The sequence below is a fragment of the Chachezhania sediminis genome (assembly GCF_009765275.1).
GTDB classification, from domain to species: domain Bacteria; phylum Pseudomonadota; class Alphaproteobacteria; order Rhodobacterales; family Rhodobacteraceae; genus Chachezhania; species Chachezhania sediminis.
This window is the reverse complement of the sequence record NZ_VOPH01000007.1, coordinates 64902-81248: the sequence shown is the minus strand read 5'-3', so window position 1 is coordinate 81248 and position 16347 is coordinate 64902. Positions and strand designations below refer to the sequence as shown.

Here is a 16347-nt window from a genome sequence, read left to right as displayed (position 1 = left end):
GAGACCCAGACATGAGTGCCGCAACCGAAGAACAGATCGCCCGCGCCATTGTCAGCGTGCCCGGCTGGACACCCGAGACCGTGAAGGTCCGGCCGCTGGTGGGGGGGCTTCTCAACTCCAACTGGCTGGTCGAGCATCAGGGCACGACCTATTTCATGAAGGTCTTCGGCATCGGGTCGGACAACTTTGTGGACCGTGAACTGTCGATCCAGGCCGCCCGCACCGCCAACGCCCTGGGCGTTGCCCCGGCGGTCGTCCACTATGACCGCGATGCCGGGGTGGAAGTGTTCGAATTCCTGACCAGCCACCGTGCTTCGACCAATGCCGACTTCGTCCGGAAGGACTTCATGTCCGCCGTGATCGGCCTTTATCGTCAGTACAACGCGGGCGAGGCGCTGCCGGTCACCAAGGACGTCTTCGCCATGACCGACGAACATATCGAGCAGGGCAACGAGGTCGGCGCGATCCGCCCGGCCGACTTCGCCTTCCTGGAACAGCAGTACAAGCGGGCCAGGGCGGCCTTCATGGCCTCGGGCCTCGACCTCGCGCCCTGCCACAACGACCCGATGCCGGGCAACTTCATGGTGCAGCTGTCCGACGACGACCGGCTTCTGGACATGAAGCTGATCGACTTCGAATTCGCGTCGAACAACGAACGTGCCTACGAGATCGGCGTCTTCCTGGGCGAGATCTTCGCGGACGAAGCCGCGACGCTGGAGATGATCGAACAGTACTACGGAGCCCTGCGCGAGGATCTGGTGGCCCGGGTCTGGGTCGCCCGCGCCGTGGCCGACATGAAGTGGGGGTCCTGGGGCGTCCAGCAGCGGCAGCTGTCGGAATGGGACTTCGACTACCAGAAATACGGCATCTGGAAATACGCCCGCGCCCGTGCCGTCTTCAACGATACGCGCTGGAACTACTGGCTTTCGAAACTCTGATCGCGCAGCTCCGCGCCGTTTAACGAAACTCCCTCGACACGCCACCCCGCGCGGCCCCTGGGCCGTGTACCGGATGGCTGTTGCCTGCGCCAAGGCGCCCGACGAACAGGTATTTCCGATGACCGACACATCCCGCTCCATCCTCGAGATGAACGCCTATTCGGGCGGGACCGAGACCAGCCCCCTGTTGTTGCGGCGGCAGGCCAACATGGGGCCGGCCGCAATTCTGTTCTACCGCGAACCCCTGGAGCTTCAGCGCGCCTCGGGCGCCTGGCTCGAGGCCACGGACGGCACGCGATATCTCGATTGCTACAACAACGTGCCCTCGGTCGGGCATTGCCATCCGCGGGTGGTCGAGGCCGTCAGCCGCCAGATCGGCCTGCTGAACGTTCACAGCCGCTATCTGACCGAGATCGTCGAAAGCTATCTGGAACGGTTGCTGGCCACCTTCCCCGAACACCTGGCCCATGCGGTCCTGACCTGTTCAGGCAGCGAAGCCAACGACCTTGCCATGCGCATGGCGATCCGCGCCACCGGCAACCGCGGATTCATCGTGACCGAGGCCGCCTATCACGGGAACACCGCCGCGGTGGCCGATGTCTCGCCCTCGTCCTGGAAGTCGGGGCATGTCCCCGACCATGTCCGGCTGGTTCCCGCGCCATCGGCCGATGCATATGGGCCGTCCGTGGCCGAAGGCTTTGCCGCCGCCGTGGCCAATGCTGCGCGGGACCTGGGCGAAGCCGGGTACGGTCTTGCCGCCTTCATCTGCGATTCCGTCTTTTCCAGCGACGGGATTCACGCGGACCCCGAAGGCTTCCTGGCCCCGGCGATCGACGCGGTTCATGCGGCTGGGGGGCTTTACATCGCGGACGAAGTGCAGCCGGGCTTCGGACGGTTGGGGCATGGCATGTGGGGTTTTACCCGCCACGGGGTCGCGCCGGACATCGTCACCATGGGCAAACCCATGGGGAACGGTTTCCCGATGGCCGGTCTGGTCGGCCGACATGAACTGTTCGCGCAGTTCTGCGAGGACACAGGCTATTTCAACACCTTCGGCGGCAATCCGGTGGCGGCAGCCGCCGGCATGGCGGTGCTGGACTGCATCGGCGAAGAGGATCTGATCGGCAACGCCGCGCGTTCCGGCAGATTGCTGATGGAAGGACTGACAAGCATCGCAGCGGAAAACAACCGGATCCGGGCGCTTCGGGGCACGGGGCTTTTCATCGGAATCGAGCTCGCCAAAACGGATGTCCCGGCAGGTGAAGGCGTTGCGCGGCTGATCGATGCCCTGCGCCAGCGACAGGTCCTGATCGGAGCCGCCGGACGCACGGGCGAGACGTTGAAACTGCGCCCACCGCTTTGCCTCTCTGCGTCAGAGGTCGATTTCTTCCTGGACGCCCTGCGCCTTGCCCTGCGCGAGGCCTGAGCTTCAAGCCGGGTGCCGCTTGGCGTTCTTGCGGGGCGGGATGACGGCATGACCCCGATCGCAAAGGCGACGCTCAAGCAACGCTGGGGAACGCTTCAGCGTGTACTGTCGAGCCGTGACCGGCTGGAACAGATCGCCAACGATATCATCCTGGACTTGGAGATGAAGCCGCGCCTGAATGCGGGCATGGGCAACGCCATGCTCGTGGCAGGCTCCATCCCCGAGGCATGCGAGCTCTTCGAGATTTTCCGTAAGTCCGGGTCAATCCTGGCCGACAAGTGCGCAGCGGTGACGTCCTACAAACGCGCCGCCCCTGAAATCACCGGTGAAGAAACCGATTTGTCCCACGCGGACTTTGCCCGAAGCATCGGTGTCGCAAAGGGCACATGTCAGAGCTGGGAGCACGGCCGCCGCCATCCGACGGGCCCGGCTCAGGTACTTCTGGCCCTGATCGCGAAGAAACCCTCCGTGGCGCAGGAGCTTCTGAGCGACGTGTAAGCCGATCCGTCTCTTTCTTGCCAGACCCACGCGGCGCATGCTGACGGCAGACCATGGGAAAGAACCGTTTGCCAAACTCTCCGGCTGTCCGGGCCCAATATGGTTCCGAGGCATCCGACGCGGACCAGTCCCAGTGGCAGATGCGCAACTCAAGGCAAAATTGGCCTGACCGCCGAAGCGTGCCACGCGACGGGGTTGCGATCTTGTCGGATGCTGTCACTCTGCGGGTGGAGGGACAGGACCGCGCGTATAGGGGACGGCGAGAGTTCTGGGTTCAGACATGAATGATGGAGTAACGCCGCGTGCCTGCGCCAGCAGGCCGGTCGTGAATCCGCGTCCGGTCGGCGGGCTGGTCGCTCTTGGTCTTTTCGGGTCTGTCCTGGCTGGGTGGCCCGCAATCCTGCCCGCCCAGGAGCTAGCCTGCGAAGGTCCCAACACGGGCGCGCTGAGCGGGCAGGTCCTGGCGTGCCAGGCGGGCGATTTCACCTATCAGTCGTCCTCTGATCTGGTGACGGGATCCCTTGGCAACGGCGACGATCTGCCCGGCTATCTTGTCACCGGAAGCGGCACGGGCATCGACGTGACGGTCAACGGCGCGCTGACCTTCGACGGTCTGCCATTCGGGCCCGGGCCGGCCATCTACTCCGTCGTAGGCTTCGAGACGACCGCGGATTGCTTCCTGAACGAACCCTGCACGATGCTGTTTCAGCCCGGTGTCAGCGCCGGCGACCTGTCGGTCACATTGGGCAGCAGCACGGTGCCGACGGGCACCGATGCGATCACCGCGACGGCCGTTACCGGAAGCACCGTCGGACCCGGAGCACTTGCCGCGATCTCTCGCGGCGGAGACGGGTTCGGCGGCGCGGGGGCACAGGTCCAGATCGACGGGCAGGACGCGGCGCCGATCGAACTGGTCTATGGCACGGATGCAGGATCGGTCATGCTGGATCTGGATGCCTCGGCCGCCATTTCGGTCAGCGGAACGGGGGCGGCCGCGGTCGATGGCGCGCCGTCGCTGGTCGGCGCGAAGGCCCTGTCGGAGGGCGGCGGTGGCAGTGCGTTCTTCTGGCTGGAAGGGATCGTCGTCAAGGAATTCGGTGAGGTCGGCGCCGGCGGCAACGCAGAGCCGGTCGCTGTGGCGACGGCCGCGGGCAGCACGATCCGGGTCACCGCAAGCGGTGCGGATGCCAGTGCCGCCGGGATCGAAGCGCGGGCCATCGGCGGCGCTGCGGGCTTCTACTTCGATGGCGAAAGCGATGCGACCTACACGGCCGGCATCGGTGGGGCGGCCGGTGCGGTCGACGTGACCCATGGCGGCGCGATCGCGGTCGATGCGGCAAGCGGCGCCGGGATCCTTGCCGCCTCCATCGGCGGCAACGGGGCGGACAGCGATCTGGAGACTCCTGCCTATACTGGCCAACCGGCGAATGGCGGTACGGTGAACGTGACGGTCCAGGGCGCGGTCGACATGTCCGGCGGTGGAATGGGGGTCTTTGCTTCCAGCCAGGCCGGTGCATGGACGCCGGTCGGGCAGACCTACCTGGCCTCCGGCGGGACCGTAAACGTGAGCGTTGGCGGAACTGCTGTCATCGCGACCGGCAGTGCCGGGCCTGCGCCCGGACCGCTGGCCATCGGGGTGCTGGGGCTCAGCACCGGCGCGCGCATCGTGTCGGGCCTGACCTCGGACCCGAACCTGCAGGGCACGGGTGTGGCGGGCACAGTGACCGTCGGCAATGCCGGATCGGTGAGGACCAATGGCGCGTCGGCCTTCGGGGTGACGGCGCTGGCGGTGGGTGGGACGACGACGGTCGGGTCCTATTCGGCAGGCAGCAATGTCGTCGGCAACAGCGCGACGGTCACCGCGGGTTGCGGCGGGTCGCCGTCGGGCTGCAACGACGTGACCCTGAACAACACCGGCAGTGTCATGACCCTGGGGACCGGGTCGGTGGGGCTTGCCGCGGTCTCCTCCGGCGGGGGCGGGATCGCGCATAACGACACGGCCATAGCTTTCGACAGCATGGGAGAGATGACCGCCGGCACCTGGGTCGGGTCCCGTCCGGCCGTCGGCGTGGATGGCACCGATGGCGGCGGGATCACGGTGAACCATTCCGGCAGTGTCACCACCGGCGACGGGCAGGGCGGCGGGATCGGCGCCATAGGCATCGTCGCGCAGTCCATCGGCGGCGGTGGCGGCGTGGTCGGCGGCACCGAGGCTGTCGCGCGGCTGGGCGACGCGGCCGGCGGCGGCGGGAACGGGGCGACGGTCACCGTGAACCTGACAGGCGGGGCCAACGTGCTGACGCGGGATGCGGCCTCGGTCGGGATCCTGATGCAGTCCATCGGCGGTGGCGGCGGCAGTGCGACCAACAGCTATGGCGCGGCGACGACGGTCGGCGGCGCGGGGGGCAATGGCGGCGGCGGCGGCACGATCACGCTGAACACCAGCGGGGCGACCTCGGTCGCGACACTGGGCAACGGATCGCAGGGCGTGCTGATCCAGTCCATCGGGGGCGGTGGCGGCAATGGCGGCTATGCGCAAAGCAGCTCCATCCTTGTCGCCACGGCCATCGGCGGGGCAGGGGGCAGCGGTGGTGCAGGCGGGGTCGCCAGCGGCTACAACAACGGGCAAAGCGAGATTTCCACGCTGGGCAACCGGTCGTCGGGCATGGTCGTCCAGTCCATCGGCGGCGGTGGCGGCACCGGCGGCGCGGCGGTGGCCCAGGCCGCGGGCCTGATCCGGACCATCGCCGTGGCGCTTGGCGGCGCGGGAGGGGCCGGCGGCGACGGGACCTATGCCACCGGCATCAATCACGGGCACATCACCACCGGCCTGTCGCCCGATGCGCTTCAGAACATCGGCCTGGGATCGGGCGGCATCTTCTATGGCAGCCTGGACGACGGCACGCAGCTGACCGCCGACATCCGGAACGGCGACATTGCCGAAGGCATGGTCAGCGCGACCCTGTCCAACGTGACGCTGACGGACGGCACCGTCCTGACTGGCGTCACGGTCCAGGGTGCGACGGTGTCCGGCACGGTCCAGACCACGGGCGAGAGCTTCTCCGGCACCATGACCAATGGCGGGATCTTCCAGGCGGTGGGCACCGACACGACCCGCGCCTCGGTCACCGGCCTGATGCTGGACGGACGCTTCACCGCAGCCACCGGCGGGCCGGCGGTGAACGGGGCGGATTCCGACGGGCTGGTCGTCCAGTCGATCGGCGGCGGCGGCGGGATCGGCGGAACCGCCATGGCCAAGTCGACGGTCCTGCCCGTCGTGGGCCTGAAGCTGGTGTCCGACGTCGTCTTCCCGTCGCTCGGCTTTTCGCTGGCGAATGGCGGACAGGGGGGTGATGGCGGCGACGGCGGCGGCGTGACGGCCGGCAACTATGCCGCCATCACGACCTGGGGCGACTATTCCCGGGGCATCCTGGCCCAATCCGTCGGTGGGGGCGGCGGCAATGGCGGCGACGGCACCGCCGTATCAACCGCGATCCAGAGCGCCAGCTTTTCCATCCAATATGCCATCGGCGGGGGCGGCGATGGCGGCGGTAACGGTGATGGCGGCACGGTGACCGCCTTCAACGGCACAGATGACGGGTCCGAGAACGGCACGATCCGCACCGGGGGCCAGTTTTCCGCCGGGATCGTCGCCCAGTCGGTCGGCGGCGGCGGCGGGACCGGGGGCAGCGGCAGCTCCAGCTCGGCCACGCCGATCTTCCAGAACGAGACCGGCCGGTCGCTGGACCTGACCTATTCCGTTGGCGGTGCCGGCGGCAGCGCAGGAGATGGCGGATCGGTCTTTGCCTACAACTACAACGGCAGCCGGATCCTGACCACGGGGTCCACCTCCTATGGCATCCTGGCCCAGTCCATCGGCGGCGGTGGCGGAGATGCCGGTGGCGCCTCGGCCACCGGGGGCGGCGATACCTACACCGCCGTGGTGGCCGTCGGCGGCGCCGGCGGGTCGGGCGGCGCCGGCCAGGACGTGACGGTCCAGAACGGCGGGCTGATTGCCACGACTGGCGGCAGCGGGCATGGCATCCTGGCGCAGTCGGTGGGCGGCGGCGGTGGATCGGGCGGCACGGCGAATGCATCGGCTTCGGCGCTGGGGGTTTACGAGGCCTACGATCACGGCATCGCCATCGTGAAGGGCTGGGCGACGGGTGGGACGCAAAGCTACAATCTGGACGTGTCGGTCGGCGGCGCCGGGGGCATCGGCAGCGACGGCGGCGCCGTAACCGTGACCAGCACGGGCACCATCGCCACCGATGGCGGCCGGGCCTATGGTGTGCTGGCCCAATCCATCGGCGGCGGCGGCGGGCAGGGGGCTGCCGCCACCGCGACGTCGCGGTCGGCGACGCCGATCTATCCGGTGACCGACATCGACCTCAGAACCTATACCGTCAAGCTGACCACCGGCGGCAGCAACGGTGCACTGGGGACGGGCGGAACGGTCGACCTGTCCAATGGCGGCACGGTGGTCACCACCGGGTACGGCGCCCATGCGCTGGCTGCGCAGTCCATCGGCGGCGGTGGTGGCACCGCTTTCGACGGGACCATGGACAGCGATCTGACCATCGCCGTGGGCCAGGCCATGTCGAACGCGCCGACCCAATCCACTGGCGGCGGCGGCGTCACGGTAACCAATTCGGCAGTGCTGGCCACGACCGGAACCGGTGCGTCGGCCATCGTGGCGCAATCGATCGGGGGCGGGGGCGGCATCGGCAGCGGCGGCACGGATTTCTTCGAGACCATCGGTGGCGGCAAGGCCGGCACCGCCACGCAGGTCATCAAGGTCGGCGGCGATTTCGGGGGCGACACCGACGGCGCGACCGAGGCGGCGGGGGCCGCCGTCACGGTCAGCCATACGGGCCAGCTGGCCACCCGGGGCGACTGGGCGCACGGCATCCTGGCGCAGTCCGTCGGCGGGTCGGGCGGGATCGGATCGGCCTACACGACGTCCAGCGTCATGACCGACCTGACGGTCAGTGTCGGCAGCTTCGGTACGCAGTTCGGCTGGGGCGATGGCGGTACGGTGAAGGTCGACCTGGCCGATGGTGCCGGCTCGCGGATCGTCACCGGGTCCGAGACTGTCGTGAACGGGATCACCACTCGCACCGGTTTTGCCGCCTTCGGGATCCTGGCACAGTCCATCGGCGGGGCCGGCGGGCTGGCCATGGCGCAGACCGATGGCGGCGCGGCGAAGGGCAGCGCTGTCGCGCTTGGTGGGTCAGGCAGCGGGGCCGGGGGGCTGGTGGAACTGACCGGCCAGGCCAGCGTCGCGACCCATGGCGACGCGGCCCATGCCGTAGTGTTGCAATCCATCGGCGGCGGCGGCGGCGTGGCCGGCCAGGGCAGCAGCGCGAATACCGGCGGGGCCGGGACGGTCGACCTGTCAATCGCGGGCGTCTACCCGGACGGGGCGGGCGGCAATGTTACCGTCAGCAATGCCGTGCTGACCGTGACGACCGCGGGCGACAATGCCTATGGCCTTCTGGCGCAATCCATCGGCGGCGGCGGGGGCCTGATTTTCGCGCAGGACGCGGCGATGGCCGCCGATGTGTCGTTGAACGTGAACAGTTACGAACAGCCGAACATGTCCCCGGGCGGCGCCGTGTCGATCACGCTGGACGCAGGGTCCGGCATCGTCACGGGCGGCGACGGGGCGCATGCCATCGTGGCGCAGTCCATCGGCGGCGGCGGCGGTATCCTGGGCTTTGGCGCGCCGGGGACCCTGTCCCCGGGCATGGGTCAGAGTTCGGTCATCACGTCACGGGGCGGCAGTGTGGACATCGACGTGGATGCATCGATCCTGACCACGGGGGCCGGCGCGCATGGGATCCTGGCCCAGTCCGTGGGGGGAAGCGGCGGGCTGATCGCCTATGGCGGCGCGGTCCATGCCGGCAGTGCCGGAGCGCCGGGAACCGACACAGGTGGCCAGATCACGATCACGCAGGCCGGATCGCTGGCCACGACCGGAACGGGATCGACGGCGATCTTCGCCCAGACGTCGGCCGGGCTCGACGTCACCATCGGCGGCACGGTCACCGGCAACAGCCATGGTCTCTGGGCGGATACGGACGGGGCCAGCACGCTGACCATCGGGGCAGGCGCGTCACTTTCGGCCGTGTCGGGCAATGTCATCCTGCAAAGTGGTACGGCCGCGCTGGACGTGACCAACATGGGCACGCTCTCGGGGTCTGCCGTCGCGCTGAACGACGGGACGCTGACCAATGCCGGCCTTCTGGATGCAGGCAGCGGCCTGTCGCTGAACGGGAATTTCGTCCAGCAGCCGGGCGGCACGCTGAGCTTTGCGCTGATCGCTCCGATTGGCGGTGCCACGGCGCCGGTTTCGGTTTCGGGTACCGCGGTGCTGGACGGCACCCTGCAGCCGGTGGTCGGCGACTGGCTGTTGCCCAAGGCGGTCCCGGTCCTGTCCGCGCCCGGTATCGGGCTTTCGGGCACCTTCGCAACAGTGACCAGCGACAGCCCGCTGTTCGCCTGGACGCAGATTCTGTCCGACGACCCTGTCTCGATCCTTGCCACGGCCGACCTGACCGCGCCCACAGGGTCCGATGCCAATGCCGTGGCCCTGTCCCAGAACCTGCAGGCCAACTGGACTGCCGCCAATCCGGACTATGCCGGGATCTTCGCAGCACTCTACAATGGCGTACCGAAGGGAGAGAACTATCAGTCCGCGCTGGCCTCGATCTCGCCCCAGACACTTGACACGCTGACCACGGCCTTCAGCGACACGGGCGGCGAGGTGCTGGGCACCGCGCTCAGCTGTCCGGAATTCCGGGGCCAGTCGCTGCAACTGGCCGAGGGACGCTGTGTCTGGATCCAGGGCGGCGACTTTTCCACGCGCTACGACCGGCTGGCGACGAAAATCGGCCGGACGGTCACCGGCCTGGGCGGCCAGACGCAGATCGCCGATGGTTGGTATCTGGGCGGCGCCTTCAGGGCAGATTTCGTCAGCGCCAACGGCCGCTATGCCAGCGGGTCCGGCACCAATTACTTCGCGACGGTCGCGCTGAAGCGGGTCTCGGGTCCCTGGCTTCTTGCCGGGTCGCTGGCCGCGGGCGTGGGCGAGCACGATCTTGAGCGGCGCGAACCCTTGGGGGGGCCCGCGACGCTGCGCAGCAGGCAGCGCCCGGTCTTCATGGGGGTACGGCTCCGCGCGGCCTACGATATCGCCGTGGGCCGGCATTACATCCGGCCGATGGCGGATCTCGATCTCTATGCCGTGAGGACGCCGGCCTATGCCGAGGAGGGCGCGTCCCCCTTCGCGATGTCGGTGAAGAAGAACACGGATACGAATGTCGCACTGTCCCCGGCGGTGGAGTTCGGTCTCCGCCGCGACCTGAAGAGGGACGGGGTCCTGCGGGGCTTCGTGAACCTTGGCGCGACCGGCACCGTCACCGGCGGCCGGCAGATCGACGCGTCCTTCGTCAGCGGCGGCGACATACGGACCGAAATCTATTCGCCCGACCTTGTCGGCCGCGTGACGGCGGGGCTGCAGGTCTATCAGACCAAGGGCTGGGACATCCGCGCGGAATACGGCCTGACCACGGGGAACGATTTCCGAAGCCACGGCGGGATCCTGCGCCTGTCCTACCGGTTCTGAGATCCGGACGCATGTCCGACCGTAGAACCGGGGGGAAGCCGAGAGCGCCCGACATGTTCCGTATCTCAGCCGCTGAAGGGATCGCGTTTTGTCAGGTTCCGGAAGCCGCTGGCGTCTCCAGTACCATGACCGTGTCCACAACGGTCACCGACGTCATTTTCGTTAACGGGCCGCTGAGAGACTCCTGCCTCGACGTCTGACGGGGAACATGCTTCACCTTCGCCACTACGATGACGATGGAGTGCGGGATGCGTGGCTCGTGCAACGGAGATGCCGTCGCCTGTTCCGGTCACTTCTGGATTTCGCCCTCGGCCGGAAGGGCGGGCCGGCCGAAGCCAGCCCGTGGGCGTCAGACTTGGGCCTGGCCGCCGTCCGCGAAAAGTTCGGCACCGTTGACGAAGCTTGCGTCGTCCGAAGCAAGGAATAGCGCCGCCTTGGCGATTTCCTCGGCCTCACCGACGCGCCCCAGCGGGATCGCGCTGGCCAGATGGTCGAGCAACCCCTGCTGCGCCTGGGCATCCTCGCCGGCCAGACCGACGAGACCGGGCGTACGGGTCGCGCCGGGGCTGAGGACATTGACCCGGATCCCGGTCCCCTGCAGATCCAGGATCCACGACCGGGCAAGGTTCCTGACGGCAGCCTTCGACGCTGAATAGACACTGAAAGCGGCCGTGCCTTCGGTCCCGGCGGTGGACCCGGCAAGGATCACCGAAGATCCGCGGGTCATCAGCGGCAGCGCCTTCTGCACGGTGAAGATCACGGCCTTCACGTTGCGCCCGAAGATGTCGTCGACCTGTGCTTCGGTTATCTCGCCCAGCGGCCGCATGTCGCCGCCGCCCGCATTGGCGTAAAGCACGTCGATCTGAGCGTGTTCCTGTTGCACCGCGTCATAGAGCCGGTCGATATCGGCCAGCACCGACATGTCGGCCTGCACGCCGGTCACGCGACCGCCGATCGCCCTGACAGCCGCGTCCAGGGCGTCCTGCCGGCGGCCGGTGATGAAGACCGCCGCGCCGGCGGCGGCAAAGGCCTTGGCCGCGGCAAGGCCGATGCCGCTGGTGCCGCCGGTGATCACGACGACCTTGTCCTGAAAATTGCGGGTCATGTTCATGCTCCTGTCTGACGGCGTGTTTGCCGTTGACTTGAACATGTTTGTGGAACGAACTTGCTGATAGTCAGCGATATTCACACTCAGCGTTCCATCAGGAGAACGATAGATGCGGACCGATCTGAATGATCTCGCCTATTTCGCCGAGGTGGTGACCCATGGCGGCTTCGCTGCAGCGGGCCGTGCGCTGGGGGAGCCGAAGTCGAAACTCAGCCGCCGGATCGCGGGGCTGGAGGACCGCCTGGGCGTGCGCCTGATCGAACGTTCCAGTCGCCGCTTCCGGGTCACCGATGTCGGCCGGGAGTTCTATGAACGCTGCCGGTCCATGCAGCAGGAGGCCGAGCGCGCGGAAGCGCTGGTGGTCGAGGCATTGGCCGAGCCGCACGGCCTTGTGCGTTTCGGTTGCCCGAGCGGCCTGGTCGAGGTGGTCGCGCCGCTGATCACCGATTACCTGGCGCGTCACCCGAAGGTGCGCCTGCAACTGGTGACGGGCGACCGGCGGCTGGACCTGATCGAAGAGCGGATAGATCTGGCGCTGCGGGTGCGGGTCTCGCTGGAAAGCGATGCTTCGCTGATCATACGCACCTTGGGCACCTCTGCCCGGATCCTCGTGGCCAGTCCGACGCTGGCCAGCAGGATTGCCACCCCGGAGGCGCTCGCGCAGGTCCCGTTGCTGGCCACCGACGACACGGCCGAGGAGGTCTCGTGGCAGTTGGAAAGCGGGACGGCCGAACAGCACCAGGTGAGGGCTTCGGTACGGATGGGATGCGCGGATTTCGCCGCGACGCGTACCGCGGCAAGGCAGGGGCTGGGTGTGGCCCTGCTTCCCGACCATGTCTGCCGCGACGCGCTGGACGACGGCAGCCTGGTCCGAGTGCTTCCGGACTGGCGGGGTCAAATGGGGACGGTGCACCTTGTTTTCACCACCCGACGCGGCCTTCCGCCCGCCGTGCGCCTTTTCATCGATCATCTGGCCCGCACCTTCCCGCGCGACATGTCGGGTGCCGGCCGAAACATCTGAAGGCAGGGGCGCTTTTGCCCCGAAGCTTCCGTCGCGACCGGAAAATACCGCCGCCGCCGAGCTGCCGGTTTGCGCTTCCATCACGACGGAACCCGGGTAACGTCGAAGGGCATTGGCAGAGGGTAAGGAGGCACCTCATGGACGGCACGCTATTCGTGGGTGGCGGTGGTGCGAACCACGGCAAGCCACAGGTCCTTCGGCTCGACTACGCCAACCGGCACGGTCTGGTCGCCGGAGCGACGGGTACCGGCAAGACCGTCACCCTCCAGATCCTTGCCGAAGGCTTCTCTGCCGCGGGTGTGCCCGTCTTCCTGTCGGACGTGAAGGGCGATCTGTCCGGCCTCGCCGCGCCGGGCCGTACGGACTTCAAGCTGCACGAGGCCTTCAGTGCGCGCGCCACGGAAATCGGCCTTGATGGATATCGCTACGAAGGTTTCCCGGTTACCTTCTGGGATCTCTTCGGGGAGCAGGGCCACCCGGTCCGCACCACGGTCGCGGAGATGGGGCCGCTGCTTCTTGCCCGCCTGATGGATCTGACCGAAGCGCAGGAAGGCATCGTGAACATTGCGTTCCGCCTTGCGGACGAACAGGGGCTGCCCCTGCTCGACCTGAAGGACTTCCAGGCACTGCTGGTCTGGGTCGGTCAGAACCGAGCCGAGCTGTCGCTGCGCTACGGCAACGTTTCACCGGCCTCCATCGGCGCGATCCAGCGGCGGCTTCTGGTGCTGGAGAACCAGGGGGGCGCCCGGCTGTTCGGCGAGCCTGCACTCGAGCTGTCCGACATCATGCAGACCGACCAGGAAGGCCGCGGGCGCATCAACATCCTCGCTGCAGACACGCTGATGGCCAGCCCGCGCCTCTACGCGACCTTTCTCCTGTGGCTTCTGAGCGAACTGTTCGAGGAACTGCCCGAGGTCGGCGATCCCGATAAGCCGAAGCTCGTGTTCTTTTTCGACGAGGCACATCTGCTCTTCGACGGCGCGCCCAGGGCGCTGGTCGACAAGATCGAACAGGTGGCACGCCTGATACGGTCCAAGGGGGTCGGGATCTACTTCGTGACACAGAACCCGGCCGACGTGCCCGAAGACGTGCTCGGGCAGCTGGGAAACCGGGTGCAGCACGCGCTTCGTGCCTTCACGGCACGCGACCGCAAGGCGCTGAAACAGGCAGCCGAGACCTATCGCGAGAACCCTGCCTTCGACACCGAGACCGCAATCCGCGAAGTCGGGACAGGCGAGGCGGTCACGTCGCTTCTGGAAAACAAGGGCGTGCCGGGCATGGTCCAGCGGACGCTGATCCGCCCTCCTTCGTCGCAGCTCGGGCCGCTCGGCTCCGAAGCGCGCGAACGTGTCATCGCGGCCTCGCCGGTCGCGGGGAAATACGAGCAGGCTGTCGACCGGGAGTCGGCCTACGAGATCCTCCGTGCACGGGCAGAACATGCCGCGGTTGCCGCCGAACGGGCCGAGACCGAGGAAGACGGACCTGTGGCGGGTGAACGCGAATTTCGCGCGGCCTGGCGTTACACCGGAACACGTGTGACCCGATCCTCGTCCGTACGCGTGGAAACGGATGATAGTTTCGGTGCTGCCATCGGTTCGGTGGTGCTCAAGGAACTGAAAGGCACCACCGGCCGCCGCATCGTGCGCGGCATCCTCGGAGGACTGTTTCGAGCGCGTTGACGGGCGTCCAAAACGCCGCCCAGGACCGCGGCTACGACGCCGACTGGTCCTGGGATGGGGCGAAAGACACGGGGTTACGTGCCTGCACCCCCGGCGGATAGCAACGAAAATGCCAAGTCACGGATAGAAAACTCCGCAACCGGGTCATGTTCGGCTGGCTCATGGATTGGCGCGTTTGAAAGGACGCTGTGATCGGAGTCCCGGGTCTACCTCTCCGCCTTCTCTGTTCTTGTTACCCACTGATCATGATGCCTGATCCCGGGGGCTGACAAGGACAAGCCCGGGATTGCCCGCATCGTCGTAAAGGGCCGAAACGGCGGCGGCGCGATGGTTCAGCACCGCGCGCTGGTTGATGTAGTGCTTGTCGGTGATCTCGCCCTGTTGCAGCGACGGCGGTTCGGTCAGGATCGCCAGCCGGTCGATCCGCTCGGCCGCGCCCGCGGCATCCGCGTTGTAGGCGCGCAGCGCCGTGGCCAAGGCATCGCGGACCTCCGGGTCGTCCCTGGAATATTGCGGCTTCAGCCAGACCAGCGCCGTGGCGCGGTCACGGTCCTGGCCGGCGATGACGGCATCCTGGACATGGGGCGCCAGCGCGCTGACCAGCCGGACTCGGACGGCACCGGCGCGGACCCAGGTGCCGCTCAGCAGCTTGAAGTTCTCGGACAAACGCCCGCGGAAGACCAGGCCCTGGCCGGGATCGTCGGGGGTCAGCCAGCTGACCGCGTCGCCGGTGTCGAAGAAGCCTTCGTCGTCCAGGAACCCGTCCTGCCCGACATAGCCCGCCGCGACCTGGTCGCCCCTGACCGACAGCCCGTATTCGTTGCCTTCGGGGACCAGCTTGACCGTGCTGCCGGGCAAGGGCAGGCCGATGGCGCCCATCCTGTCCATGTCCCAGTAGACGGCGGTGGTCATGCTGGTGGTTTCCGTCGATCCGCAGCCGGTCGCGAAATGGATGCGTTCGCCGCAGGTCGCGACGGCGCAGGCCTGGATCCGGTCATGCGTCTTCTGCCCCAGCGCGGCACCGCCATAGGTCAGAAGCTTCACGCGGGAAAAGAAGGCCTGACGCAGCGGCTCGGACCCTTCCAGCGCCTGCGCCAGCGCATCGAAGGCCGCCGGGACCGACGAAAACTGGGTCGGCCGCAGTTCCACCAGGTTGCGCACGGTAGCGGCGAACTGGCCGGGCAGGGGTCTGCCGTCGTCGATATAGAGCGTGTTCCCGTTGTAGAGCGCCCCGTTCAGCACCGCGTTTCCGCCGAAGGTGTGGTGCCAGGGCAGCCAGTCCAGCAGGATCTCGTGCGTTGGTTCGGCCAGGACCGTCTTTCGCGCGAAGGGCACGGCCACCATGTTGAACTGGGTGTTGATCACGGCCTTGGGCGCGCCGGTCGAACCGGAGGTGAACAGGATCTTGCCAACGTCGTCGCCCCGGATCGCGGACAGGGCGCTGTCGACCGCCGGGGTCGCGGGCGTGGCCACGACATCGGCAAGGGCCACCGCCCGGCCTGCCGGCTGAACGGCGATGGTCAGCGCCGGGGGCAGGTCCAGCTTTTCCAGGGCATTGGCAAAGCGGGCCGCGTCCTCGACGAAGACGGCGGCGGGCGGCACGACCCGGGCGCAGGCCAGCAGTTTTTCGCAACCGGGGCTCGCCAGCGCATAGGGGGGCGAGACGGGGACGACCGGCACGTTCACTAGGTGCGCGGCCAGCGTGATGACGGCATGGGCCAGGCTGTTGCCCGACAGGATCATCAACGGCGTGTCCTGCCCCAGCCCGGCATCCAGCATCCACTGCGCCGCATTGGCCGCCTGCTGCCAGGCGCCGGCATAGGTCAGCTCGGACCAGCCGCCGTCGGGGCCGCGCTCGGCCAGGAAGATGCGGTCGGGTAGGGCAAGGGCATTGCGGCGCAGCGCCTCGCCGATGCTGGCGATGTCGCATGTACCCTGCGTAGGCGCGTCGATCAGGATCGTGCCGTCGGCGCGGCGGTCGATCCGGATGTCGGGCGCGCGGCGCGCGAACGGGCGGTAGGGACGGGTCGACGGGTCGGTCATCTCA

The 16347-nt window shown here is 67.7% G+C and carries 8 protein-coding genes; 6 read left to right on the top strand and 2 right to left on the bottom strand.

The features are described from left to right. The first annotated feature begins 11 nt into the window (after nucleotides 1-11). From FQK05_RS18895 to FQK05_RS18880, 4 genes are all read left to right on the top strand, one after another. Nucleotides 12-938: a phosphotransferase gene (locus FQK05_RS18895; protein WP_158969797.1), complete on the top strand. Its 927-nt coding sequence runs from the start codon at nucleotides 12-14 to the stop codon at nucleotides 936-938. Nucleotides 939-1056: 118 nt separating this feature from the next. Beyond that, on the top strand, nucleotides 1057-2364 hold the full coding sequence (locus FQK05_RS18890) for an aspartate aminotransferase family protein (protein ID WP_158969795.1): 1308 nt from the start codon (nucleotides 1057-1059) through the stop codon (nucleotides 2362-2364). A gap of 48 nt (nucleotides 2365-2412) precedes the next feature. After that, nucleotides 2413-2862 carry a helix-turn-helix domain-containing protein gene (locus FQK05_RS26215; RefSeq protein WP_233270575.1) on the top strand — a complete coding sequence of 150 codons (450 nt, stop codon included), beginning with the start codon at nucleotides 2413-2415 and terminating at the stop codon, nucleotides 2860-2862. Nucleotides 2863-3187: 325 nt separating this feature from the next. Beyond that, entirely contained in the window at nucleotides 3188-10492 is a 7305-nt protein-coding gene (locus tag FQK05_RS18880) for an autotransporter outer membrane beta-barrel domain-containing protein (RefSeq protein ID WP_158969793.1), read from the top strand. Between the two features lie 349 nt (nucleotides 10493-10841). Here the strand turns inward: FQK05_RS18880 and FQK05_RS18875 are convergent, their stop codons facing one another. After that, nucleotides 10842-11597: an SDR family NAD(P)-dependent oxidoreductase gene (locus FQK05_RS18875; protein ID WP_158969791.1), complete on the bottom strand. Its 756-nt coding sequence runs from the start codon at nucleotides 11595-11597 to the stop codon at nucleotides 10842-10844. A gap of 112 nt (nucleotides 11598-11709) precedes the next feature. Here FQK05_RS18875 and FQK05_RS18870 point away from each other — a divergent pair, with 112 nt between their 5' ends. After that, entirely contained in the window at nucleotides 11710-12621 is a 912-nt protein-coding gene (locus FQK05_RS18870) for a LysR family transcriptional regulator (protein ID WP_158969789.1), read from the top strand. A gap of 137 nt (nucleotides 12622-12758) precedes the next feature. Continuing rightward, nucleotides 12759-14300, top strand: coding sequence for a helicase HerA-like domain-containing protein (locus FQK05_RS18865; RefSeq protein WP_158969787.1), 1542 nt, complete (start codon nucleotides 12759-12761; stop codon nucleotides 14298-14300). Nucleotides 14301-14543: 243 nt separating this feature from the next. Here FQK05_RS18865 and FQK05_RS18860 read toward each other — a convergent pair whose 3' ends face one another. Further along, nucleotides 14544-16343, bottom strand: a complete 1800-nt coding sequence (locus FQK05_RS18860) for an AMP-binding protein (protein ID WP_158969785.1) — start codon at nucleotides 16341-16343, stop codon at nucleotides 14544-14546. Nucleotides 16344-16347 lie beyond the last annotated feature (4 nt).